The organism is Stenotrophomonas ginsengisoli, assembly GCF_001431485.1.
GTDB classification, from domain to species: Bacteria; Pseudomonadota; Gammaproteobacteria; order Xanthomonadales; family Xanthomonadaceae; genus Stenotrophomonas; species Stenotrophomonas ginsengisoli.
The window spans coordinates 16,605-39,749 of sequence record NZ_LDJM01000012.1 but is presented as its reverse complement, the minus strand read 5'-3'; the positions used below and the strand labels follow the sequence as shown (position 1 = coordinate 39,749).

The 23,145-nt window shown below is 63.7% G+C and carries 25 protein-coding genes and 2 pseudogenes; 14 read left to right on the top strand and 13 right to left on the bottom strand.

Annotated elements, in window-relative coordinates; translation table 11 throughout:
* Positions 1 to 13 precede the first annotated feature (13 nt).
* A complete protein-coding gene (locus tag ABB30_RS05085) occupies positions 14 to 1,534 on the top strand; it encodes a fumarate hydratase (protein WP_245626430.1) in 1,521 nt (506 codons plus the stop codon).
* A 75-nt stretch (positions 1,535 to 1,609) separates the two neighbouring features.
* Here ABB30_RS05085 and ABB30_RS05080 read toward each other — a convergent pair whose 3' ends face one another.
* The 4 genes and pseudogenes from ABB30_RS05080 to ABB30_RS05065 form a co-directional block, all read right to left on the bottom strand.
* Positions 1,610 to 2,086 carry a hypothetical protein gene (locus ABB30_RS05080; RefSeq protein WP_057637228.1) on the bottom strand — a complete coding sequence of 159 codons (477 nt, stop codon included), beginning with the start codon at positions 2,084 to 2,086 and terminating at the stop codon, positions 1,610 to 1,612.
* 66 nt (positions 2,087 to 2,152) lie between these two features.
* Positions 2,153 to 2,986 (bottom strand): annotated as a pseudogene (locus ABB30_RS05075) (phospholipase A); the annotation flags it as partial.
* A 317-nt stretch (positions 2,987 to 3,303) separates the two neighbouring features.
* On the bottom strand, positions 3,304 to 4,596 hold the full coding sequence (locus ABB30_RS05070) for a phospholipase D-like domain-containing protein (RefSeq protein ID WP_057637227.1): 1,293 nt from the start codon (positions 4,594 to 4,596) through the stop codon (positions 3,304 to 3,306).
* A gap of 73 nt (positions 4,597 to 4,669) precedes the next feature.
* Positions 4,670 to 5,155: a DUF456 domain-containing protein gene (locus tag ABB30_RS05065; RefSeq protein WP_057637226.1), complete on the bottom strand. Its 486-nt coding sequence runs from the start codon at positions 5,153 to 5,155 to the stop codon at positions 4,670 to 4,672.
* A gap of 228 nt (positions 5,156 to 5,383) precedes the next feature.
* On the opposite strand from ABB30_RS05065, the gene ABB30_RS05060 reads away from it, so the two are divergent.
* Entirely contained in the window at positions 5,384 to 5,593 is a 210-nt protein-coding gene (locus ABB30_RS05060; protein ID WP_057637225.1) for a cold-shock protein, read from the top strand.
* Positions 5,594 to 5,663: 70 nt separating this feature from the next.
* Here ABB30_RS05060 and ABB30_RS05055 read toward each other — a convergent pair whose 3' ends face one another.
* Both ABB30_RS05055 and ABB30_RS05050 read right to left on the bottom strand, forming a co-directional pair.
* Positions 5,664 to 6,143, bottom strand: coding sequence for a glycine zipper 2TM domain-containing protein (locus ABB30_RS05055; RefSeq protein ID WP_057637224.1), 480 nt, complete (start codon positions 6,141 to 6,143; stop codon positions 5,664 to 5,666).
* 80 nt (positions 6,144 to 6,223) lie between these two features.
* Complete coding sequence (locus tag ABB30_RS05050; protein WP_057637223.1) at positions 6,224 to 6,667, bottom strand: hypothetical protein; 444 nt, start codon at positions 6,665 to 6,667, stop codon at positions 6,224 to 6,226.
* Between the two features lie 69 nt (positions 6,668 to 6,736).
* Between ABB30_RS05050 and ABB30_RS05045 the strand changes: the two genes are divergently transcribed.
* Positions 6,737 to 7,534 (top strand): tRNA threonylcarbamoyladenosine dehydratase, encoded by a 798-nt coding sequence (locus ABB30_RS05045; RefSeq protein WP_057637222.1) that lies wholly within the window; start codon positions 6,737 to 6,739, stop codon positions 7,532 to 7,534.
* Here the strand turns inward: ABB30_RS05045 and ABB30_RS05040 are convergent.
* On the bottom strand, positions 7,531 to 8,304 hold the full coding sequence (locus ABB30_RS05040) for a TatD family hydrolase (protein WP_057637333.1): 774 nt from the start codon (positions 8,302 to 8,304) through the stop codon (positions 7,531 to 7,533). The genes ABB30_RS05045 and ABB30_RS05040 overlap by 4 nt on opposite strands.
* 6 nt (positions 8,305 to 8,310) lie before the next feature.
* Positions 8,311 to 8,529, bottom strand: coding sequence for a DUF6116 family protein (locus ABB30_RS05035; RefSeq protein ID WP_057637221.1), 219 nt, complete (start codon positions 8,527 to 8,529; stop codon positions 8,311 to 8,313).
* A 150-nt stretch (positions 8,530 to 8,679) separates the two neighbouring features.
* Between ABB30_RS05035 and ABB30_RS05030 the strand changes: the two genes are divergently transcribed.
* The 4 genes from ABB30_RS05030 to ABB30_RS05015 all read left to right on the top strand — a co-directional run bounded on the left by ABB30_RS05030 (position 8,680) and on the right by ABB30_RS05015 (position 13,693).
* Positions 8,680 to 9,465: a glycine zipper 2TM domain-containing protein gene (locus tag ABB30_RS05030; RefSeq protein WP_057637220.1), complete on the top strand. Its 786-nt coding sequence runs from the start codon at positions 8,680 to 8,682 to the stop codon at positions 9,463 to 9,465.
* Between the two features lie 105 nt (positions 9,466 to 9,570).
* Positions 9,571 to 11,526: an asparagine synthase (glutamine-hydrolyzing) gene (asnB, locus tag ABB30_RS05025; protein WP_057637219.1), complete on the top strand. Its 1,956-nt coding sequence runs from the start codon at positions 9,571 to 9,573 to the stop codon at positions 11,524 to 11,526.
* A gap of 45 nt (positions 11,527 to 11,571) precedes the next feature.
* A complete protein-coding gene (locus ABB30_RS05020) occupies positions 11,572 to 12,126 on the top strand; it encodes an NADPH-dependent FMN reductase (RefSeq protein WP_057637218.1) in 555 nt (184 codons plus the stop codon).
* Positions 12,127 to 12,277: 151 nt separating this feature from the next.
* The gene (locus ABB30_RS05015) at positions 12,278 to 13,693 is read left to right on the top strand and encodes a replicative DNA helicase (protein ID WP_057637217.1); all 1,416 of its coding nucleotides are present in this window, start codon (positions 12,278 to 12,280) and stop codon (positions 13,691 to 13,693) included.
* A 19-nt stretch (positions 13,694 to 13,712) separates the two neighbouring features.
* Here ABB30_RS05015 and ABB30_RS05010 read toward each other — a convergent pair whose 3' ends face one another.
* Both ABB30_RS05010 and ABB30_RS05005 read right to left on the bottom strand, forming a co-directional pair.
* Complete coding sequence (locus ABB30_RS05010; RefSeq protein ID WP_057637216.1) at positions 13,713 to 14,096, bottom strand: hypothetical protein; 384 nt, start codon at positions 14,094 to 14,096, stop codon at positions 13,713 to 13,715.
* 36 nt (positions 14,097 to 14,132) lie between these two features.
* On the bottom strand, positions 14,133 to 14,423 hold the full coding sequence (locus ABB30_RS05005; RefSeq protein ID WP_152980579.1) for a hypothetical protein: 291 nt from the start codon (positions 14,421 to 14,423) through the stop codon (positions 14,133 to 14,135).
* Between the two features lie 37 nt (positions 14,424 to 14,460).
* On the opposite strand from ABB30_RS05005, the gene ABB30_RS05000 reads away from it, so the two are divergent.
* From ABB30_RS05000 to ABB30_RS04990, 3 genes are all read left to right on the top strand, one after another.
* A complete protein-coding gene (locus tag ABB30_RS05000) occupies positions 14,461 to 15,888 on the top strand; it encodes a cryptochrome/photolyase family protein (protein ID WP_057637214.1) in 1,428 nt (475 codons plus the stop codon).
* 117 nt (positions 15,889 to 16,005) lie between these two features.
* The gene (locus ABB30_RS04995; RefSeq protein WP_057637213.1) at positions 16,006 to 16,704 is read left to right on the top strand and encodes a YiaD family glycine zipper/OmpA-like lipoprotein; all 699 of its coding nucleotides are present in this window, start codon (positions 16,006 to 16,008) and stop codon (positions 16,702 to 16,704) included.
* A 368-nt stretch (positions 16,705 to 17,072) separates the two neighbouring features.
* Positions 17,073 to 17,474, top strand: a complete 402-nt coding sequence (locus ABB30_RS04990; protein ID WP_152980578.1) for a hypothetical protein — start codon at positions 17,073 to 17,075, stop codon at positions 17,472 to 17,474.
* Positions 17,475 to 17,957: 483 nt separating this feature from the next.
* Here the strand turns inward: ABB30_RS04990 and ABB30_RS15670 are convergent.
* Together ABB30_RS15670 and ABB30_RS04985 are read right to left on the bottom strand one after the other, a co-directional pair.
* Positions 17,958 to 18,275: pseudogene (locus ABB30_RS15670) on the bottom strand (DUF1153 domain-containing protein).
* A 92-nt stretch (positions 18,276 to 18,367) separates the two neighbouring features.
* Entirely contained in the window at positions 18,368 to 18,892 is a 525-nt protein-coding gene (locus ABB30_RS04985) for a TetR/AcrR family transcriptional regulator (protein ID WP_211263451.1), read from the bottom strand.
* Between the two features lie 122 nt (positions 18,893 to 19,014).
* Here ABB30_RS04985 and ABB30_RS04980 point away from each other — a divergent pair, with 122 nt between their 5' ends.
* A complete protein-coding gene (locus ABB30_RS04980) occupies positions 19,015 to 19,443 on the top strand; it encodes a VOC family protein (protein ID WP_057637210.1) in 429 nt (142 codons plus the stop codon).
* Between the two features lie 379 nt (positions 19,444 to 19,822).
* Here ABB30_RS04980 and ABB30_RS04975 read toward each other — a convergent pair whose 3' ends face one another.
* Positions 19,823 to 20,725 carry a LysR substrate-binding domain-containing protein gene (locus ABB30_RS04975; RefSeq protein WP_057637209.1) on the bottom strand — a complete coding sequence of 301 codons (903 nt, stop codon included), beginning with the start codon at positions 20,723 to 20,725 and terminating at the stop codon, positions 19,823 to 19,825.
* Positions 20,726 to 20,818: 93 nt separating this feature from the next.
* Here ABB30_RS04975 and ABB30_RS04970 point away from each other — a divergent pair, with 93 nt between their 5' ends.
* Genes ABB30_RS04970 through ABB30_RS04960 form a run of 3 tightly spaced genes read left to right on the top strand, consistent with a single transcriptional unit; the run spans position 20,819 to position 23,136 of the window.
* Entirely contained in the window at positions 20,819 to 21,847 is a 1,029-nt protein-coding gene (locus ABB30_RS04970) for a glutathione S-transferase family protein (protein WP_057637208.1), read from the top strand.
* Complete coding sequence (locus ABB30_RS04965) at positions 21,844 to 22,470, top strand: LysE family translocator (protein WP_057637207.1); 627 nt, start codon at positions 21,844 to 21,846, stop codon at positions 22,468 to 22,470. The genes ABB30_RS04970 and ABB30_RS04965 overlap by 4 nt, the downstream gene beginning before the upstream one ends.
* Positions 22,471 to 22,521: 51 nt before the next feature.
* Positions 22,522 to 23,136, top strand: coding sequence for an NADPH-dependent FMN reductase (locus tag ABB30_RS04960; protein ID WP_057637206.1), 615 nt, complete (start codon positions 22,522 to 22,524; stop codon positions 23,134 to 23,136).
* The last annotated feature ends 9 nt before the right edge of the window (positions 23,137 to 23,145 follow it).

Below are 23,145 nucleotides of genomic sequence, written 5' to 3'. Positions count from 1 at the left end.
CCGCGACCCCCACCTGCCGGTTTCGATCAAGCAGGAAGACCTGATCCAGTCCATTGCCGACGCCCTGCAGTACATCTCGTACTACCACCCGGTCGACTACATCAAGAACCTCGCCGCCGCCTACGAGCGCGAGGAGTCCCCGGCCGCCAAGGAGGCGATGGCCCAGATCCTGATCAACTCGCGCATGTGCGCCGAAGGCCACCGGCCGATCTGCCAGGACACCGGCATCGTCACGGTGTTCCTGGAAATCGGCATGAACGTGCGTTGGGACGACGCCACCATGGGCGTGGAGGACATGGCCAACGAGGGTGTGCGTCGTGCCTACAAGCACCCGGACAACAAGCTGCGCGCCTCGGTGCTGGCTGATCCGGCCGGCAAGCGCACCAACACCAAGGACAACACCCCGGGTGTGGTTAACGTCAAGATCGTCCCGGGCAACACCGTGGAAGTGATCGTGGCAGCCAAGGGCGGCGGCTCGGAAGCCAAGACCAAGTTCGCCATGCTCAACCCGTCCGATTCGATCGTGGACTGGGTGCTCAAGACGGTGCCGACCATGGGCGCCGGCTGGTGCCCGCCGGGCATGCTGGGCATCGGTATCGGCGGCACTGCCGAAAAGGCGATGCTGCTGGCCAAGGAAGCGTTGATGGAGCCGATCGACATCACCGAGCTGCAGGCCCGTGGTGCCTCCAATCGCGCTGAAGAGCTGCGCCTGGAGCTGTATGAGAAGGTCAATGCGCTGGGTATCGGTGCCCAGGGCCTGGGCGGCCTGACCACGGTGCTGGACATCAAGGTCAAGGATTTCCCGACCCACGCGGCCAACCTGCCGGTGGCGATGATCCCCAACTGCGCAGCCACCCGCCATGCCCACTTCACCCTGGACGGCAGCGGCCCGGTCATGCTGGACCCGCCGTCGCTGGAAGACTGGCCCAAGCTGACCTACGACGCCTCCAAGGGCACCCGCGTCGACCTGGACACCATCACCCCGGAAATGGTTGCCAGCTGGAAGCCGGGCCAGACCCTGCTGCTCAACGGCAAGCTGCTCACCGGCCGTGACGCCGCGCACAAGCGCATGGTGGACATGCTCAACAAGGGCGAAGCCCTGCCGGTGGACCTGAAGGGCCGCTTCATCTACTACGTCGGCCCGGTTGATCCGGTGCGCGACGAGGTGGTCGGCCCGGCCGGCCCGACCACCGCCACCCGGATGGACAAGTTCACCGAGCAGGTGCTCGAGCAGACCGGTCTGCTGGGCATGGTCGGCAAGGCCGAGCGCGGCCCGGCCGCCATCGAGGCGATCAAGAAGCACAAGTCGGCCTACCTGATGGCCGTGGGTGGTTCGGCCTACCTGGTGTCCAAGGCGATCAAGGCCGCCAAGGTCGTCGGCTTCGCCGACCTGGGCATGGAAGCGATCTACGAATTCACCGTGCAGGACATGCCGGTGACCGTGGCCGTGGATTCGACCGGTGAATCGGTGCACCAGACCGGGCCGAAGACCTGGCAGGCCAAGATCGGCAAGATCCCGGTGGTCGTTGTCTGAGCCTGACTGCTGCATCAAAAAAGCCCGGGCATGCCCGGGCTTTTTTGTACGCCTTGATTGGCCGCCGCAGCCGACTCAGATGCCGGAAAAGTAGATGTCCACGTAATCGGTACCCGACCCGCAAGGGCTGTCCATCTGCTGCAGGCGCCAGTACTGGCGGATGCCGCGGGTGGTGAAATGCATGCGGCCGCTGCGCACGCAGGTGCCGCTGCCCGGCCCGTCCATGTCCTGCAGGGTGATGGCCCCTTCAAACACAAAGCCATCCTCGACCAGGGCGGTAATGTGGCCGGCAATATCCAGCCGTTTGTCTTCGCCCAGCTGTGTGCCCATCACCGACAGCACCCCGTCAGCCGGATCGATCCGGACCGTGCCGGCCTTTTCCAGATCATCCCAGCCGATCCATTGCACGCTGAGTTTGTGCTCGCCCAGCAACTGCTGGCGGGCATAAGCATCCAGCGGCCGCGAGGCCGGCACCGCCGGCTCCAGGGCCAGTGCGGTCAGCGGGGACAGGGCCAGGCCCAGGGCAATCAAGGATCGGTAAAAGCCATTCATCAGACACACTCCTTGTGACAATGCCAAACAACCAGGAAGCGCTGGGCAGTTGCCCGGCGCCGTACTTCAGAACCACTCCAGCAGCGATACGCCCACACCGACATAGGTGGCCTTGTGGTTGTAGTCGATCAGGCTTTCGCCGTAACCGTCGAATACCTGCACATGCCCACGCAGCAGCCGGTTGATCGGGAAGCCGTAATCCAACTGCAGCGCGCCATGCGAGCGGTCGCCGCTGCGCAGGGAGTGGCGCGCCATCAGCGAAACTTCGTGGCCGTCCTTGTGCCAGGTCAGGGTGGCGTCGCCGCGGCCCATGTAGTCTTCCATGTCACGGTTGTTGTCATCGGCCGCATCCTCCTTCAGCCGCCACCACGGGCGCAGGGTGAGGGCCCAGTTCTCGCGATCCAGGCCGACGTTGAGGATAGCGCGGTTCCACGAGCGCGACAGCGGGTCGGAGCGGCCGTTGGACTGGTGGTTGAAGTGCAGGGCGGTCATCCGCCCCTTCCAGCCCAGCAGCGAATAATTGTTGCGGAAGGCCAGGATTACTTCCGGTTCGTAGTTGGTCTCGCGGAAGGGGCGCGAATCATCGCTGTTGTAGGACTGCCAGCGCGAGGACTGGGTATAGCCAACCCAGAGGTCGCCGTTGTCGTCGAACAGGTTCTCGGCCACCTTGGTCTTGAAGGAGAGCTGGAACTTCAGCTCGGTGCTGTCCACTACCTGGGCCTGGGGCACCGTGTTGTTGGGATTGGGTGAGGAGGGCCGGGTGTTCTTGTCACTGGTCCAGAACGCCGGCAGCAGATAGACCGGCTTGTAGGCGCGCAGCTGGAAGGTGCCCAGCTTGGAATCACGTGCCAGTTCCCAGCGGCTGTCCAGCAACGAGCCCTTGCCGGCATTGGCCTCGGCATCACTGAGCCCGATGTCGTTGGCAAACAGCTCGCGCACCCGTTCACGGGGCGTGGCCGGTGTCTGCGGTGCGGTGACCTGGCGCTCCTGGCGGGCCTGTGCGGCGGCCAGATCGGCCTGCTCGGTGGTGTTGGCATTGCGCCCGAACACCGTGTCATAGCAGGCCAGGCGCGCGGCATCGGCGGTAAGCGAATGACAGGCTTCGGCCGAGGCCGGCAGCGGGGCGGCCTCCTGGGCGTTGGCCAGACAGGAGGTGGCAAGCAGCAGGGCAGTGGCAAGCGGGGCGGGGCGCAGGAGCATAGGCAGGATTTCCATATTCAAAGCTGGGATTTCAGTGGGGCGACCACGGTTTCCATGAACTTCTCGCGCAGCGGGCGGCGCTCCCACATGGCCAGGTCGTATACCTTGCCATGGGACCAGTCACGTTCAAATACCGCAGTCATCTGTGCGGCGAAATCGTGGTCGTAGATGTTCAGGCTGGCCTCGTCATTGAGCCGGAACGAGCGCACATCGAAGTTGGTCGAGCCTACCGACACCAGCTCGTTGTCGATCACCAGCATTTTGACGTGCAGCATGGTCGGCTGGTATTCGGCAATCTGCACCCCGGCGGCAAGCAGTGGCCCCCAGTCGGCGCGTGAGGACAGGCGCACGGTGTCCGAATCGATATGTTCGCCGGGCACCAGGATGCGGATCTTGACCCCGCGCCGGCGGGCTTGGAGCAGGGCGTGGATCAGCAGTTCATCAGGAACGAAGTACGAGGCCTCCAGATCAATCGAACCGGTGGCCGCAGTGATCGCCATCAGGTACATCAGGTGCATGCTCTCGCTGCCGCCTTCCGGCGAGGCCAGGAACAGGTGGGCCGGGCTGTCGCCTGCCGCTGGCAGGGTGGGAAAGAAGGCCTCGCCGGTCAGGGTGGTGCCGGTCATCTTGATCCAGTTGTCATTGAAAGCGGCCTGCAACTGGGCCACGGCCGGGCCTTCGATACGGAAATGACTGTCGCGCCAGTGGTCCGGGTCCTGGCCCTTGCCACTCCATTGATCGGCGATACCCACCCCGCCGGTGTAGCCGATGCGTCCATCGATCACCAGCAGCTTGCGGTGGGTGCGCTTGTTGACCCGGTCCAGGTTGTACCAGTTCAAGGGGCGGTACTTTTCCACCCGCACACCGCCTGCGCACATCTGATCGACCAGCGCATCGTCCATTTTCACGCTGCCCAGCCAGTCCACCGTCACCAGGACACTGACCCCGGCGCGGGCGCGCTCGGTCAGGGCGTCGGCAAACTGCTGGCCAACCGCACCGGACCAGTAGATATAGGTCTCGAAGGTGATGCTGCGCTGGGCCGAGGCAATGGCAGCGAGCATGTCGGGGAAGATCTCATCACCATCCTGCAGCGCCGTCACCTTGTTGCCCGGCAGGATTGCCGGGCCCAGCAATACCCCCATCTCGCGCTTGAACTGCGCATCGGCCACCGCGTGGGTATGTGGCATCAGGCTGATCAGCGCTTTTTCGGAGGTGGAGAAATTGCGCGCCAGCAGCATGGCCACGATGGCCGCTGCCGCACTGCCCAGCACGATCTTCCAGCGTTTGCGCAGCACCTGGCCGATACCCATGGACGCCATCCCGGTAGTGGAGTGGCCACACTCTAGGGAGCGGTGCTGCGCCAGCAATGTGAAAGCGGTGGCCTTACAGCCACCAGGCCAGGGCAAAGATGCCGAGCATGGCCATGACCAGGCCCAGCTTGAGTGCCACCGCAATCACCAGGCCCAGGAAGGTCGCCAGGCCAACCTTGGTGGCCAGGCCCAGACGCCGGCTGTGCAGGTATTCACCGGCCAACGCGCCCACAAATGGCCCGATCAACACCCCCCACGGCAGGAACAGCAGGCCCAGCAGGCTGCCCAGCAGCGCGCCGGCCATGGCCAGACGGCTGGCTCCCAGCCCCTTGGCTCCCAGTGCCGAGGACGCCACATCGACCACGATCGACAGGATCGTCAGCACGCCCAGTACCACCAGGGCGACCCAGCCGACATGGGCAAAGCCATCGACCCAGGCGGCCAGCAGCAGGCCGGCAAACACCAGCGGCACGCCCGGCAGGGCGGGCAGTACCACGCCGGCAATGCCCACCAGGACCAGCAGGCCGGCAATCAGATAGAAGATGAACGAAGTATCCATGATGGAACCTGGTTATGCCCAAAGGGGGTTGACAGATTGTGATCGAAATTATTGCTTTTTGAATTTAGCGCTGTTAATTTTTTGGCGCTGGGCTTGGTCGGGGCGTTTCACACGACCCGGGTGGGGGCCGGAATACCGAACTGCACGATCGATTCCTCCTTGCAGTAAGCCGCAGTCGATGTATCTACAACACTTGTTCGCTTAATACTGGAAGTTGGAGAGAGAGAGATGGCAGATCGTGAGACGGGGACGGTGAAGTGGTTCAATGATGCCAAGGGTTTTGGCTTCATCAGCCGCGAGAATGGCGAAGACGTGTTTGTGCACTTCCGCGCCATCCAGATCCAGGGCTTCAAGAGCCTGAAGGAAGGCCAGAAGGTTTCCTTCACCGTGGTCCAGGGCCAGAAGGGCCTGCAGGCTGACGCTGTGCAGCCGGCCTGACATACCCGGATGCTTGCAAAAACAAGGCCCGCATTGCGGGCCTTGTTTGTTTGCCTGTGTGCTTGATCGATCAGCGCGGGACGACGCGGCCGTTGACCACGCGTACCTGGCTGTTCTGGCCAAAGCCTTCCACCGACTTCTGGTTGACCACTACCACGCGGCCATCGTCCATGCGCACGGTGACGTCATAGCTGGCACCGGTGGTGTTCTGCTGGATGCGGTTGCCGGCCACGGCGCCTGCGGCGGCACCGGCCACGGCGGCCACATTCTTGTTGCCACGGCTGCCGCCGGTGTGGTCGGCAATTTCATGCGCGGCCACCGCACCCACCAGCCCGCCCAGCACCGCGCCGGTGGCGGTCGGGGCGCTACGGCCGGAGTCGAGCACCATGATCCGGGTCACCGTGCCGCAGTCATTGCAGACCTGGCTGCTGTAGCCACCGTTGTTGCCATAACCACTGTTGCCGTAGCCGCTGTTGTAGCCACCACCGCTGGCACAGCCGGCCAGGGCGACTGCCGCCAGGGCGGCCGGAAAGAATACGGAGAGCTTCATGATGACTCCTTGGCAAAGCGGTGCAGGGGGGATGGCTGCATGGTGTCGACAAGCAGATGAATGCAGGGCGAATTTGTCTGTCAGGGCTTGAAGACCTGGTGGCAACCGCTGCAGGTCTGGCCGATGGTCTGGGTCAGCTTGGCCAGGTCCTGGCAATTGGACGGCGGCGCCTGCAGGGCGGTGTTCAAGGTCGAGCGCAGGTCCGAGGCATGCTTCTGGAACTGGGCATCGCCCTTCAGGTCCGGGAAGGCGGCATCGATGTCATTGGTCAGGGCGCGCAGGGTCTGCAGCGGCTGCAGCACGTCGGCCGGGGTGCAGCGGTTCTGTTCCTGGGCCTGGCGCAGCGCGGCGCTCTGCTTGGCCATGATGGTCATCAAGGCGCCCGGGTAGGGATCCTGCCGCTCCTGCCAGGCACGCATGATCATCACCGTGGCAATGATCCCCAGCACCAGGCCGAAGATCAGCACGAACAGGTAGCGCGAGGCAGCGGAAGGGGTCTTTTTCGGGGTGGTGGCGTCGGCCATGGCAGGGTCTCCGTGAATGTGCGCCGATGGTACTGCGGCAGGCCGACATCGGCACGTTAAAATAGATCGATGAACGAGATTTTGCGCGAACGCTTTGCCGGCATCGACCGGTTGTACGGGGCTGGCACGGTCCAGCGTCTGGCTGCCTGCAAGGTGGCAGTGGTTGGCATGGGGGGCGTGGGCTCCTGGATTGTCGAGGCGCTGGCGCGTACCGCGGTGGGTCAGTTGACCCTGATCGATGCCGACGATGTCTGTGTGTCCAACACCAACCGTCAGCTGCCGGCACTGGAAGGCGCTTACGGGCGCAACAAGGCGCAGCTGATGGCCGAGCGTTGCCGGGCCATCAACCCGCTGTGCCAGGTTGATGTGGTGGAGTCCTTCCTGACCCCGTCCAACCAGGAGCAGTTGCTGGGCCAGGGCTTTGACCTGGTGATCGATGCCTGTGACAGCTTCCGGGTCAAGGTCGAGGCCATTGCCTGGTGCCGCCGGCGCAAGATCCCCCTGCTCACCATCGGCGCGGCCGGTGGGCGTACCGACCCGACCCAGGTGCGGGTGCGCGACCTGTCGCGCACCGAACATGATGCGATGCTGGCCCTGATCCGCAAGAAGCTGCGCAGCGAGTTCAACTTCCCGGCCAACCCCAAGCGCTATTTCGGCATCCCCTCGGTGTATTCGCTGGAGAATGTGAAATACCCGCAGGCCGATGGCAGCGTCTGCGGCATCCGCCCGGAGCTGGGCCCGGATGGTGCCTTGAACCTGGATTGCGGTGGCGGCCTGGGCGCGGCCACCCACATCACCGGTGCGTTTGCCTTTGCCGCGGTGGGCAAGGCCATCGAGATGCTGATTACCCCGAAAAAGACCGCTTAAGCGGCAGCCGGCAAGCCGAACAGGCGGCGCGCATTGGCACTGGTCAGGCTGGCCAGTGCTGCCGGGCTGGTCTGGCGCAAGCCGGCAGCAAATTCGCAGATGGTGGCCAGGCGCGCCGGCTCGTTGCGCTGGCCCTGGCAGCAGGCGTCAGGCTGGTCGGGGGCGTCGGTTTCCAGCAGCAGCTGCCAGTCGGGCAGGGCGGCCACCAGTTTGTGCAGGCGATTGGCACGGGCGTGGGTCATCGGCCCGCCGATACTCACATGCACGCCCAGATCGGCCAGCTGACGGGCCTGCTCGATGCTGCCCGAATAGCTGTGCACCACCGCGGCCACGCCGCCGGCACGTTTGAGGGCCAGGATCACCGCCTCCACCGCCTTGCGCGCATGGATGATCAGCGGCAGGCCCGTCTGCCGGGCCAGATCGACCTGGGCATCGAAGTAATACTGCTGCTGGACCGGATCCCATGCCGGGGAGCTGAAATCCAGCCCACACTCGCCGATGGCAACCGCATCGCCATCGGCAAGCACCTGCTCCAGCGCGGTGACGTGCGCCTGCCGGTGCGCTTCCAGGAACATCGGGTGCAGGCCGTAGGCCGGGTGGATGCCGGGCTGTTGCCGGCAAGCCGCACGCACGTCGGGCCAGCGCGCTGCCGTGGTGGCCGGCACGACAATCTGCCCGACCCCGGCCTGGCGCGCGCGCGCAATCACCGCCTGCCGATCGGGAGCAAAGCGCGGGTCATCCAGATGGCAGTGTGAGTCGACCAGATCCAGCATGGCTCAACGCTTGGCGTCAATGACCGGGTCCACCGGCGGCTTGCGCTTTTTCCAGTTGGCCAGCAGCAGGGTGCCCAGGCCGAACAGCACCTCATCGAGCAAGGGGATCGGGTCGGGTATCAGCAAGGTGACCAGGAACAGGATGCCGGTCAGGGCGAACAGGGTCGGGAAGCGCAGCTTGCCCGCCCAGCTGAGCAGGCCCAGGGAGAACACGTTTGGCATGCCGGAAAACTCTAAATGGGGAGGGTGGGGGCACTATGCGGCCAGAGCAGCTGTGATTCCATCCACAAATGCGCCAAATTTCTGGCGTCAGTTCAGTTTATTCATGTTGCAATCGGCAGTCTGGATTTCGCTTGTTAAGGTTGGATGAGTATGAGCAACAAGAACACCATGATTCTGGCCGTCGGCGGCGCCTTGCTGGTCGGGGGCATTGCCACCGCCGCCTTTCTTGCCGGCGGTGCCAGCAAGCAGGCTGACCTGGCCGGCACCAGCACCGGCCTGAGCGATGCGGTTGACGGCGTCGACCCCGCCTCGTTGCCGGCCGGGGCCGAGCTGACCCAGGCCGATGTGGTGGCGGTGTCGCCAGTGCGCAAGGCACGCCAGATCACTGCGACCGTGACCGAGAGCACGGCGGTGGTGCAGACGGTCAACAGCACCCGCCAGGAACAGCAGTGCCAGGACGTGGTGGTGCAGGAGCGCGCGGCCGAACGTGATGGCAATGTCGGTGGCACCGTGGCCGGTGCGGTCATCGGCGGCCTGGTCGGCAACCAGATCGGTGGTGGCAATGGCCGCAAGGCCGCGACCGTGGCCGGTGCCGTGGCCGGTGGCGTGATCGGCAACCAGGTCGACAAGCGCCATGTCGGCGGCCGTGTCACCGAGCGCACCGAGCGCCAGTGCCAGACCACCGATGTGCCGGTGAGCGAAGACAAGGTTGTCGGTTATGACGTCACCTACCGTACCCCGGATGGCATCGTGGCCACCCGTCGCATGGACAGCAAGCCGGGCCAGACCATCGTGCTGGATGCCGACAGTGAAGTGACTGCCTACGATGTGACCTACCGCCTGGACGGTGCCGAGCACCAGGTGCGCCTGCCGCAGCGCCCGCAGGGTGACCAGCTGACCCTGGTCGATGGCCAGGTGCCGGGCGCGATCCAGTAAGTGCATCGCACCATTGCGGGGCCGCCAATGCGGGCAGTTGCCGGCAAATCCGGTCACAATGCCTGCCTCCAGTAGCAAGTGGCCTCTGGCCATTGGATGTAAGGCATGTGTGGATTGGCAGGGCTGTGGGCACCGGCCCCGGGATGTGATCAGGCGCAACTGGCGCGCCTGGGGCAGCAGATGGGCGATGCGATCGCCCATCGCGGCCCGGACGATGCCGGCGTGTGGGTGGATGCAGGGCAGGGACTGGTGTTGTCCCACCGCCGCCTGAGCATCCATGATCTGTCCCCGCTGGGGCACCAGCCCATGGCCAGCCGCGATGGCCGCTACCAGTTGGCCTACAACGGCGAGATCTACAACTTCCAGTCCCTGCGCCAGGAGCTGCTGGGGCTCGGGCATCAGTTCGCCGGCCACTCCGATACCGAGGTGCTGCTGGCGGCCATTGTCCAGTGGGGGCTGCAGGCCACCCTGGAGCGCAGCAATGGCATGTTCGCCATCGCCCTGTGGGACAGCCAGCAGCAACGCCTGGCCCTGGCCCGCGACCGGGTCGGCAAGAAGCCGCTGTATTACGGCTGGGCCGGGTCCAGCCTGGTGTTCGGCTCCGAACTCAAGGCCCTGTGGCAGCACCCGGACTTCGACAACCCGGTCAATCCAGATGCGCTGGCCCAGCTGCTGCAGCTCGATTACATCCCCGCCCCGCACAGCATCCATCAGCACTGCTGGAAGCTGATGCCCGGCTGTGTGCTGTGGCTGGATGCCGCTGCCGTGCAGGCCGGCCCCGCCGGGCACCGGCCGCGTCTGGCGCAGCAGCCTTTCTGGTCGGCCAGCGCGGCCATGCAGCAGGCCCTGGCCAACCCGTTTACCGGCAGCTTCGAGCAGGGCGTAGAGGCGGTGGACAACCTGCTGCGCGATGCGGTGGACCTGCGCAGCGTGGCCGATGTGCCGGTGGGGGTGTTCCTGTCCGGTGGCACCGATTCGGCCCTTGTGGCCTCGATGATGCAGGTGCGCGGCCAGGGGCGGGTGCGTAGCTTCAGCATCGGTTTTTCCGGCTCCAGCCATGACGAAGCGCCGCTGGCCAGTGCGGTGGCCGATCATCTGGGCACCGAGCACACCGAGCTGTATGTCGACGGCGCCGATGCCCTGGCCGTGGTGCCGCAACTGCCGGCCATGTTCGATGAGCCGTTCGCCGATGCCTCGCAGGTGCCTACCGCCCTGGTGGCACGCCTGGCGCGCAGCGAGGTCACCGTGGCCTTGAGTGGTGATGGCGGCGATGAACTGTTCTTCGGCTACCTGCGCTACAGCCGTGCCCTGCGCAACTGGTCGATGCTGCGCAAGGTGCCGGCGCGGCTGCGCCGCCAGCTTGGCGGTGGTGTGGGCGAAGCCGGGCGTACCGGTGGCCTGGCCGCGGTACGCGCCGAACTGGATGCCTTCGGTATCGGCGATGTCTACCGGCACCGGGTGCAGCGCTGGCGCGACCCGCTGGCCGTGGTGCGCGGGGCCGGCGCCGATGCACTGGACAGCATCTACCAGCAGGCCGATCCGCTGCACGGCGCCGGAACACCGGCCGATGCGATGATGCTGGCCGATTTCGCCTGCTATCTTCCCGACGACCTGCTGGTCAAGGTGGACCGCACCAGCATGGCCGTGGGCCTGGAGGCACGTGCACCGCTGCTGGACTGGCGTCTGGCGCAGCTGGCCTGGTCGATGCCGCTGAGCTTCAAGCATGACGGCCGGCAGTCCAAGGCCCTGCTCAAGCAGGTGTTGTGCCGCTACCTGCCGCAGGGCATGGTCTACCGCCCCAAACGTGGTTTCGGTGCGCCGGTCTCGCAATGGCTGGGCGGGGCCTTGCAGCCCTGGGCCGATGCCTTGCTCGATCAACAGCGCCTGCAGCGCGAGGGCTACTTCGATGCCGCGGCGATCAGTGCGATCTGGCGCCAGTTCAAGGCTGGCCAGCGCAAATGGCATACCCATCTGTGGGGTGTGCTGATGTTCCAGAGCTGGCTGGAGCACTGGCAGCAGTGCCGTCAACACGTCCGCGATGCCCGTCACCCCGGCTTGTGACCGGCCGCCGGACAATGCCCGCCACCCTTGGAAGGAGCTTGCAGCATGTCAAACCCGAACATCCTGATCATCGTCGGCAGCCTGCGCAGTGCATCGATCAACCGGCGCCTGGCCAAGGCTCTGGCCGTGCTGGTGGCCGATCGTGCAACGATAACCTGGGCCGACCTGGCGACGCTGCCGCACTACAACCAGGACCAGGACGCCAGCCCCACCGCAACGGTGAGTGCGTTTCGCGAGCAGGTACGCCAGGCTGACGGCCTGTTGTTTGTCTCGCCCGAGTACAACCGCTCCATCCCCGGTGTGCTGAAGAACGCCATCGACATCGGTTCGCGTCCCTACGGGCAGAGCGTGTGGGCAGGCAAGGCCGGTGCGATCTGCGGTGCATCCCCCGGTGCCACCGGTACGGCGATGGCGCAGCAGCACCTGCGCAACGTGCTCAACCACCTGGATGTGGATCTGGTGCGTCAGCCGGAGGTGTTCCTGAAGCTGGACGATGCACTGATCACCGACGATGGGCAGATCACCAATCCGTCCACGGAAAAATTCCTGGGCGGTTTCGTGGACAAGCTGCTGACCCTGGTGCAGCGCCCACAGGCCTGATCGGTCTCCGGAGGCCCGGCAAGCGCCGCGCCGGGCTTTGGGCGATAATGACCGGCCGACCGGCGCCTGCGTGGGCCGGTCTTGAGAGCAGCCGGAGGCACCACCACCTCTGGCCGTGCCTCCCATTGCTTCTGCCAGGAAATCCCACCGCATGTCCCGTACCGGATCCCGCTCTGATCGCTTCCCCCGTAATGAACGTGGCAACGACCAGCGCATCGACCAGCTGCGGGTGCCGCCGCATTCGGTGGAAGCCGAACAGGCGGTGCTGGGTGGCTTGATGCTGGCCCCGGAAGCCTATGACCGGGTCAACGAACAGCTCACCGCCGAAGATTTCTACCGCCGCGACCACCAGCAGATCTATACCGCGATCCGTGACCTGTGCGAGCGCGGGCAGCCCTTCGATGCGGTGACCCTGGGGGAATGGTTCTCCAGCCAGGGCAAGCTGGGAATGGTCGAGGACGGCGCCTATCTGGTCGAACTGGCCACCACCACGCCGTCGGCAGCCAATATCGTGGCCTACGCCGAGATCGTGCGTGACAAGGCGGTGCTGCGCCAGCTGATCCAGGTCGGCACCGACATTGTCGACTCCGGCTTCCAGCCCGAGGGGCGTGACAGCGGTGAGTTGCTGGCCACGGCGGAAAAGAGCGTGTTCGCCATTGCCGAGCAGGGTGCCAAGGGGCGTACCGACTTTGTGGCCATGCCCGGCGCGCTGAAGGATGCCTTCGAGGAGCTGCGCAACCGCTTTGAAAACGGCGGCAACATCACCGGCCTGCCTACCGGTTACAACGATTTCGATGCGATGACCGCCGGCCTGCAGCCGACCGACCTGATCATCCTGGCCGCGCGTCCGGCCATGGGCAAGACCACCTTCGCGCTGAACATCGCCGAATATGCGGCGATCAAGTCGAAGAAGGGGGTGGCCGTGTTCTCGATGGAAATGAGTGCCTCGCAGCTGGCGATGCGCCTGATTTCCTCCAACGGCCGCATCAATGCCTCGCGCCTGCGTACCGGCCAGCTCGAGGACGAGGACTGGGCGCGCGTGACCGGCGCGATCAAGATGCTCAAGGAAACCAAGATCTTCATCGACGACACCCCGGGTGTATCGCCGGAAGTGCTGCGTTCCAAGTGCCGCCGGCTCAAGCGCGAGCACGACCTGGGCCTGATCGTGATCGACTACCTGCAGCTGATGAGCGTGCCGGGCAACAGCGAGAACCGCGCCACCGAAATTTCGGAGATTTCGCGATCGCTCAAGGGCCTGGCCAAGGAGTTGAACGTGCCGGTGATTGCCCTGTCCCAGCTCAACCGCTCGCTGGAAACGCGTACCGACAAGCGCCCGGTGATGGCCGACCTGCGCGAATCCGGCGCTATCGAGCAGGACGCGGACATGATCGTATTCATCTACCGCGACGATTACTACAACAAGGAAACCTCGCCGGACAAGGGCCTGGCCGAGATCATCATCGGCAAGCACCGTGGTGGCCCGACCGGCTCGTGCAAGCTGAAGTTCTTCGGCGAGTACACCCGCTTTGACAACCTGGCCCACGACTCGGTCGGTTCGTTCGAGTAAGCACGGCTGCTCAGTCGGCCTACAGGCTGGCGGTGCATTGCTGCAGCGAGAACTGCAGTTGCAGAACCGCTTGTTCCACCTGATTGCGCACCTGGCCGATGCGTTGTGGGCTGGCATCCGGCTCCAGTACGGCCAGTACCGCCACCTCGTACCGCTGCGGCGGTTGGCTGAAACTGTGTGCCTGGGCAACTGTCAGTGACTTTTCGCTGTCGTAGAAATTGCGCTGTAGCGGAAACAGGGCCTCTGCCGGACCGCGCGGGGCGACATTGGTGAAAAACTCAGCGACCACCGGCCCCATCGTGCTGGTGGTGGCCGCGGAATAATGGCGCAGATCAATGGCGGCGTTTTCCACGCGTGCCAGTTGCCGCTGATGCTCCTGCTCCGCATCCCGTCCCGCGGGCATGATGGAACTGGTTACGTAAGCAGTCAGCTGCGGTGGCTACTCAACGCGTGCCAGGGCGATGGTGCCGTCAGCCAGCAGGGAGGTGGTTACACTCGCAGCCTGGTCCGGCTTGTCAAATTGCACGCAATAAATCCCGGGAAACTCCAGCCGCCCGTTCCAGCCGCCCGGCGCCAGCTCGGCGCGGGCATTGTCGATGAACTGTACCGATTGCCTGGCTGCTGCTGCGATGTAGGGGTTGCCGACGGCGTTCAATGGCAGGGCAAGTGCAAGGGCAAGGACGAGTAGATCAGCACGTCCTATGTGGTTGTCCTGGCTTGAAGTTAACATGGCCTGCCGTGCCCGCCCCTCAGGCTTGATCAGCGCAATGTCTCACGCACCGACTGCAATCATCTGGTTCCGGCGCGACCTGCGCCTGGCCGACAACCCGGCCTTGCAGGCCGCACTGGATGCCGGGCTGCGGCCATTACCGGTCTACATCCATGCGCCGGAAGAGGAGGGGGCATGGGTGCCCGGGGCAGCATCCAATGCCTGGTTGGCACGCTCACTGGCTGCACTGCAGGCTGAGTTGCGCCAGCGCGGCAGTGACCTGCTGATCCTGCGCGGCAGCAGTCTTGCCTGCCTGCAGGCACTGCTTGCTGCAAGCGGCGCGCAAGCGGTGTACTGGAACCGTCGTTACGAGCCGGCCATCAGCAGCCGCGATACCGGCATCAAACAGGTGCTGCGTGACACCGGCTGCCAGGTGCGCAGCTTCAATGGCCGCCTGCTGGCCGAGCCTTGGCAGCTGATGACCGGGCAGGGCACGCCGTACAAGGTATTCACCCCGTACTGGAAGGCGCTGTCAGCACAGTTGCGTTTGCCAGTGTCGATGACCGCGCCGGACTTCTTGCCCGCAGTGCCGGCATTGGAACTGCCGGCCGGCCTGCACTGTGCGCTTGAGTCCCTGGGGCTGGCCCCGTCCTTGGGCTGGGACCGCGGATTCTGGGAGCGTTTCCAGCCCGGTGAGGCGGGGGCCATGGAAGCACTGGAAACCTTCACCGATGGTGCTTTGGCCGGCTATCTGGGGCAGCGGGATCTGCCGGACCGGACCGGTACCTCACTGCTGTCGCCGCACCTGCATTTTGGTGAAATTGCCCCCTGGCGAATTGCGAATTCAGTCAGTGAATTACGTAATTCGCATGCTGAGGCCGATGCAGCAGGCTATATCCGCCAATTGGCGTGGCGCGATTTTGGCCATTACACCCTGCATCATTTCCCACACAGCAGCCAGACAGATCTGAACCCGCGTTTCCAGCGCATGGCCTGGAACCCGGCAGAGCAGGATTTCCTGCAGGCCTGGCAGCAGGGCCGCACCGGGGTGCCGATTGTGGATGCCGGCATGCGCGAGCTCTGGCACACCGGCTGGATGCACAACCGGGTGCGGATGATCGTGGGCAGCTGGCTGTGCAAGCACATGCGCCTGCACTGGCTGCACGGCGCACGTTGGTTCTGGGACACGCTGGTTGATGCCGATCTGGCCAACAACAGCCTGGGCTGGCAGTGGATTGCCGGCACCGGGGTGGATGCTGCGCCGTATTTCCGCATCTTCAACCCGGTGACCCAGGCGCAGAAGTTTGATCCGCAGGCGCGTTACATCAGCCACTGGGTGCCTGAACTGGACCGCCTGCCAGTGACCGGGCGATTCGCGCCGTGGCTGCACGGGGGTGTTGCGGGTTATCCGCGCCAACCCATCGTGGACCTGGCGGCGGGCAGGGCGCAGGCCCTGTCGGCGTATCAGGCCACCGCCCATTCATAATTTCGCCCGGAGAAATATGAACGGGCGCCTGAGCGTTTCCTGATCATCACTGGACGATTTCACCTACATGATTATTCTGGCTGCCTGACTGAAAGGGCCGAGGCCCGTGGAGCGCACATGAATACTGCAATTCGCAACATCACCTTGGCCCTGGCAAGCGCCGCCGTGCTCTCGGCTTGCGCCACCACCGGCGGCTCGTACACCTACAGCGATGCCAGCGGCAACCAGACCCAGCAGCAGAACAAGACCGGCCGCAATGCCGCCATCGGCGCCGGCCTGGGTGTCCTGGCCGGCCTGCTGTCCGGCGACAGCGCTACCGAGCGTCGCCAGCACGCCATGGTCGGTGCCGGTATTGGTGCCCTGGGTGGCGCGGCCATCGGCCAGTACCAGGACCGTCAGGAGCGCGCACTGCGTGAGCGCACTGCCAACACCGGTATCGAAGTGGATCGCCAGGGCGACAACATCACCCTGAGCCTGCCGGACGGCATCACCTTCGATTTCAACAAGACCACCCTGAAGCCGCAGTTCTACGGTGCCCTCAACGGTGTGGCCTCGACCCTGAGCGAATACAACCAGACCATGATCGAAGTGGTCGGCCATACCGATTCGATCGGTACCGATGCCGTGAATGACCGTATCTCCAAGGAGCGTGCTGACGCGGTGGCCAACTACCTGCGTGGCCAGGGTGTGCAGAGCGCCCGCATCGAGACCTTGGGCGCTGGCAAGCGTTACCCGATTGCCGACAACAACACCGATGCCGGCCGTGCTGCCAACCGTCGTGTTGAAATCCGCGTGGTACCGTTCACCGGGACCTGATTGCCGCCCCGGCGCAATCGCATCGCATGAAAGGGCCGCCAGCGTGCGGCCCTTTTTGTGTGCCGGTCTTTCTGAGAGCCGTGGCAGCAGCTTTATCCACGCAACATTTGAGCAATGGGCGAGGGTGGTAACTGGTTGCTGCCGAGTTGACCAGTGCCGGGACGCAATCCATGGAGCGATGTGCCGGGATCAAAGAACACTGAGGCCTGCGACAAGGGTGAGGCCTCAGTGTGATTGGCCATCGGATTGCTCGGCTTCATCACTGACTACCGGTGTCTTTCCGCGCTCGCGGGACTATACGGACTAGAGGTGGGCAGACCCAACCTTGGCAGTCTGATCTGATAGTCTCGCCATAACAGGGGGGGATCATGGAACGATTCGTTGTCATGTTGCTGCTTTGCATTGCGCCAGCAGCTCAAGCCCAGCACGTCTACAAGTGCACGCAGGGCAAGTCGGTGTCTTATCAGTCCGAGCCATGCGCTGGCGCGGCAGATCGGGTCTGGCACGCGCCACCAGAGGTCATCGACCCGGCAATCCAGCGTCAGAACCAGTACACCCAGCAGGAGATGGATAGGCGCGCCCGCGAGCAGCGCAGCGGCTACCGGGCTCCGTCCCGGGCAACGGGTGCTTCCATCGGCGTATCCCGTAATCAGTCCGCTTGTGACAGTGCCAAGGCTCGGCGTGCTGCCGCTTACGAGCAGCTCGGCACCCGGCGCACGTTCGAACAGTCCCGATTCTGGGACAACCAGGTCTATGACGCGTGCAAGTGATCCTGGGTCTAGAGGCGCGGCGCCCATGCAGCACACGCAATCCCAGCGTGGCCTTTCGGCCCCGTTGTCATATCCGTCAGCCGGATCGGCCGAACCGTTGCTCGTGCCAGTTGGCCAGGTCAACGATGACACCTTGACCTTCTGGCCGCCGAAAGCTGCGCGTTTCGTGCCGGTGGTGTCGGCTTTCTGCCTTGACGCGAAACCTGCGCGGCGCAGCTCCAGGGAGTCTCGCTACATGAGACCAAGCAGCCGCTGGACCGTGTTCTTGTTCATTCCTATCAACGCGGCCACCTTGCGATAGCCAAACGATGGCTCTGCCTCGGTTATCTCCTTGATTGGCTCAGCCAGTTCGGCGTTGACCTTTGCTGGCGCTGGGGTGGGCTTGTAGTACGTCGTGCGACGGGCTACCCCAAAACCAGTGGCATAGCTTGGTCATTGGTACTGTCAGGCCTTCTTCCTACAGACCCTGCTGGATCGAGCGCATCAGCTCTCGTCCTTTCCCAGCAGGGAGGCCAACTTTTTCGGGCGCGGATCTCCAACATGGCCTCGCCGTACGCTTCCTGCAGGTCCTTGAGCTGGCGCTCGTATTGCTCGCGCACATCCTCCGGCTTGGCCCGCAGTGCGTTCTCCATCCGGCGTTTGCCATCCTCGACCCAGCTTTCGATCTCGGCCGGGGTCAGATCGAATTGACGGTTGGCTGGCCGCCGCCACCGTCGTCTTGCCTTGGATGATTTCAAGGACCAGCGCCGACTTGCGCCGGGCCATCCAGCGCTTGATCTCTTCTTCAATCATTTCGCTCATCGGTGTCTCCGTCGGGAAAACTAACGCCTGAGCAGGTTTTCAGTGGGTCATCACAGATCCAACTACATCCCCAACAGCGAAGCAGACTCTTTCTACTTAAGTAGCGCTGTGAGCAATCGGACAAGAGCTTCTTCATATGTACGTGTCTCATGGTCAGCGTCGCAGGCGAGTGCGGCGCGGTCGAACATCGCCGAGACAAGATCGCCCAGTGCATTGACTTGTGCCGGATCGAGTCGTGCGCCGACGGCATCCTGGATCCCGGCACGAAGTTCATGGCCACCGGCTTCGAGGTCGATGCGCCGCATTTCCTTCGGGCCGAGCACGGCAGGGCCGTCCAGCAGCAACAGGCGCACCCGGCCGGGTACACGCATGGCCATGAAGTAGGCATGCGCGCCCTTTAGCAGAGCATCAAGGGGGGACTTTGCGTTGACTGAACCCCTCGCGATTTCGGCGGCGACATCTGCTGCTTCCTGCTCCACCACCCCCTGGAAGACTGCCAGCTTGTCCTTGAAATGGTGATACAGCGCACCACGGGTCACGCCGGCCCGTTCCACCAGTTCCGGTGTTGCAGTAGCCGCGTACCCATTCTCAAGGAAAAGGACACGGGCGGCAGTCAATAGGCTGCCCCGGGTTTCCTGTCGACGATCAGCATTGCTCCGCCTTATTTGCATGCATGCAGCCTGTATGTTACTTAGCAAGGTGCGTACACAATGTATGTATTTGCCACAGGAGGCAAGTGATGAAGATCTCCCAGTTCTATCCAGTCCTTATGGTCAGCGATGTCGCCGCCGTGGCGGCGTTCTATCAGATGCACTTCGGATTCAAGCCGCTGTTCACGGCGGACTGGTACGTACACCTGCAATCAGTTGATGAGCCGGCGATAAACCTAGCCATCCTCAATGGGGGGCACGAATCAGTTCCCCAGGGATTCCGAGGTCGGACAGCAAATGGGATGCTGCTGAACTTCGAGGTAGAGGATGTGAATGCCGTCCACGCGAGGTTGCTGGCGCAGGGGCTTCCGATGCTGTGCGAACTCAGGGATGAGGCTTTTGGGCAGCGACACTTCATCACGCAAGATCCCGCCGGAACCCTGATAGACGTCATTACGCCGATACCGCCTTCGGCCGAATTCCTCGATGCTTATATGGAGGAGGCAGTGCCGCGATAGGTGGTGTGCCGGCTGGTCGTGGCTTGCCGCCCAGCCGGCGTAAAGTTCATAAAAGCTTTGGAGGCGCGAACGTTCCGACGATCATGGCTTTTCAGTGGCGTGTTGATCCTCACGACATTGGGCAGCCCGGCATTAGGTAGGGCGCAGAGCGTCATGCGACCCAAAGCGGACATCGTCAATCGCCAACACTGCAGTGCTCGACCATCGGTACTCCCAACCAGATAGCCCGCGGGGTATGGCGTTGCGGGTCTTCGACCGCAGGAGCCCATCCGTTGTCTTCAGCGAGGTCGCTCCCCGTTGGACAGTTCCGATTCCAGGAGCAGAAGATATCTTTCCTTCAGACCAGAAAGTTGGCACCAGCAACCAGGATGCTCGGTGTTCAAATCACCGTGTCACTGTACGTGGCCTGTTCCTTCAGCCAGGTGATGACCGTCGATGCCCCACTGCGCACATTGCGGTGCAGTGGAAGCACGATCCAGTACGCTGCTTCGAGCGCTACAACAGCATTTTTAATCGGTCTTACGAGTGCGCCCGAGGCGATGTCATCGAGTGCAAGCCGATGACGCGCCAGCGCGACGCCCTGACCCTGCACCGCAGCCCGAAGCACGAGGTCCGAGGATGAGAAGCGGGGGCCGGCCGACACATCCAGCGACGCAGGGCCATGTAACTGTCGCCATGCCTCCCACGACGCATGCGGATCACGGTCGTGCACTAGCCGCGCGCCGAGAAGATCGGAAGGCTGCGTGGGCTGGCCGGACGCTTCGAACCGCGCAGGGCTCATGACTGGATATAGGATTTCGTCCATGAACGGTTCGCAATGCACGTCGGGCCAAGGTCCGCGGCCCATGCGGATCGCCAGGTCGATGTCGCCGGTCTGCAGATTGTCGATCTTCTGATCTACGACCACGGACACTTCGAGGTGCGGATGCGATTGTTCGAGCCGCGGCAGGCGCGGAAGCAACCAGCGCGCCGCGAACGATGGAGCGGTCGATATGGTCACCGAACGCCCAGATCGTGACTCCTGCACTGCGGTGACCGCGCGTTCGATATCGCGGAAGCCCGCCATCGCGACTCGGCCCAACGTCTCGCCCTGGGGCGTGAATGTGATACCGCGCCGGCCTGCGGCGTCGCTGATCAAGCGCACGCCGAGCCAGGCTTCCAGTTCCGCGAGGTGGCGGCTCACCGATGAGTGAACGATGTCTAGCTCGCGCGCGGCCGAGCGAATCCCGCCGTGGGCGTAGACCGTGGCGAACGCACGAAGTGCATTGAGTGGCATCTTCATAATGGACTCGATAATAGACCATTAGTTGCGCTACCGAGACCATCCTGGCGATACACAATTCCGCATCAGGCTCACGCCAATGCGGGAAGAAACATGGGAATGCTGGTCGATGGTCACTGGGTGGACGCCGATTCGACAATTGTCGATGGTCGCTTCGTAAGACCAGATAGTGTGTTCTGCGAAGATATCGGCGACGTTGCAGAACGGCTGCGCGCGCAACCAGGCCGCTATTGGCTCATCGCCTCGTCAAGTTGCCCGTGGTCGCATCGCACCCTGCTGGTGCGTGCGCTCAAGCGGCTGGAAAGCGCTGTGCCGGTGCAGATCGCTGGCGGCGAGCGGACGCAGGGCTACGCGGTCGCCGGCGGTGCGCCATGGGCCGTCCCGGGGTTGGCCTTGCGGATCCGGCACCTACATGAGCTCTATCGTCTGTCGGCGCCCCGTTACACCGGCAGGGCAACAATGCCGGTGCTCTGGGACAGCCACGCCTGCAAAATCGTCAGCAATGAATCAGCCCGCATTATCCGCGCGCTCGACGCGGCCGATACAGGGGCCGCGTCCGCCTTCACGCTCACTCCGCCAGCGTTCCGCGACCAGATCGATGCCCTCAACGCTGAGCTCCAGGTCGGGCTTTTCAACGCCGTCTATCGCGCCGGGTTCGCACAACGACAGGATGCCTACGAAGAGGCAGTTGAGAGCGTGTTCGCCACGCTCGACCGATTGGAACGGCGCCTTGCGAACGCACGCTATCTGTTCGGTCCGATCACCACGGAGACGGACTGGCGACTGTTCCCGACGCTGGTCCGGTTCGACGCTATCTATCACGGCCACTTCAAATGCACACGCCGTCGATTGATTGACTATCCGCACCTTTGGGCATACGCGAGAGACCTGTACTCATGGTGCGGTGTCGCGGCCACGATTGACCTGGACGCGATCCGCGAAGGTTATTACCGGCACGATCGAAACCTCAATCCGTTCGGCATCATCGCCGCAGTACCCGACGCAGACTGGTCGGCTGCACACGGTCGCGAGCGCTTCGGGCCAGCGCGGGTGGCGCTTGCCTCTGGACAGGAGGTTGAGATCGATCCTTTGACGCTTCAACGTGGAGAGCCAGACCGATGAGTGCTCTCTTGATCGGTGCAGGTCTAATCGCGGTCGCCACCATCACTCCTGGTCCCAACAATCTGCTGGTCATGCGCATCGCCGCGCGATCCGGGTTCATGAGCGCGCTGCCAGCGATGGCCGGTGTCGTCGCCGGTGGGTTGGCCATGTGGGCGCTGGTGACGGCTGGCGCCAGCGTCGCATTCCAAGCCCAGCCGCGCCTATATACCGTAATCACCATCGCCGGCGCCGCGTATCTGTGCTGGATGGGGGCCCGCCTGATCGTGGGAACGTTCGCCGCATCAGGCAGGTCGCTGCCTGCTGAAACCAGTGTCCGGCCCAACAGCGCCATGGCCTTGTTCGGCTTCCAGTTTCTCAATCCAAAGGGCTGGGTGCTAGTACTGACTGTAACCGCTGCCGTAGGAAACGGCGCCGCCCACCTCCAGACTTCTCTAATGCTGGCAGCGCTGTTCACGGTGATCCCCGCGCTTTGCCTGGCGCTCTGGTGCGCGATGGGCATCCTGATGATGCGCTACTTGGACACACACGCGGCACGCAACTGGATTGATCGGTTGATGGGCGCGCTGCTCTTCGTATCGGCACTGATGCTTGTGCTCGTTCCGGTTGACATGTCACATCGGTAATCGCAATCCGGACCTGGTGATATACCCGGTTCCCTTCAAGGAGATTCAGTAATGCATCATGACGTGTACGCGCCCATTGATCGCCCCCCGGCGGTGCTGCCCGGCAAACGGATCTTGGCCATCGCAGGCAGCCTTCGCCGGTCCTCGTGGAATCAGCTATTGCTCGAAGCCGCTACCGCGTTTACACCCCCCGACATGACCGTGAGCATCTTTCGTGACCTGGGCGCGATTCCAATGTTCAACGAGGATCTGGAACAGGAAGCCGGCGGCGCGCCCGATGCGGTCATGCGCCTTCGACGCGAAGTCAGCACCGCCGACGGTCTGCTGTTTGCAACTCCTGAATACAACCAGTCGTTGCCAGGGGTTCTTAAAAACGCGATCGATTGGGTGTCCAGGAACGCGCCCGAGAACGTGCTGGCTGGAAAGCCGGTTGCCATCATGGGGGTGACATCTGGGCGCTGGGGAACCCGCCTCGCGCAGCATGCACTGCGTCAGACACTACATGCGACCGAGTGCATGATCATGCCGAAGCCGGCACTCTTTATCAGCGATGCGGCCCGGCTATTTGATAGTTCAGGCCAATTGATCGATGAGGCCACGGGCAATGCACTACAAGCGGTGCTGGCATCCTTGGGGCAGTTGGTCGATCGCGTGCGATTGCCGTAGTCAGGATGA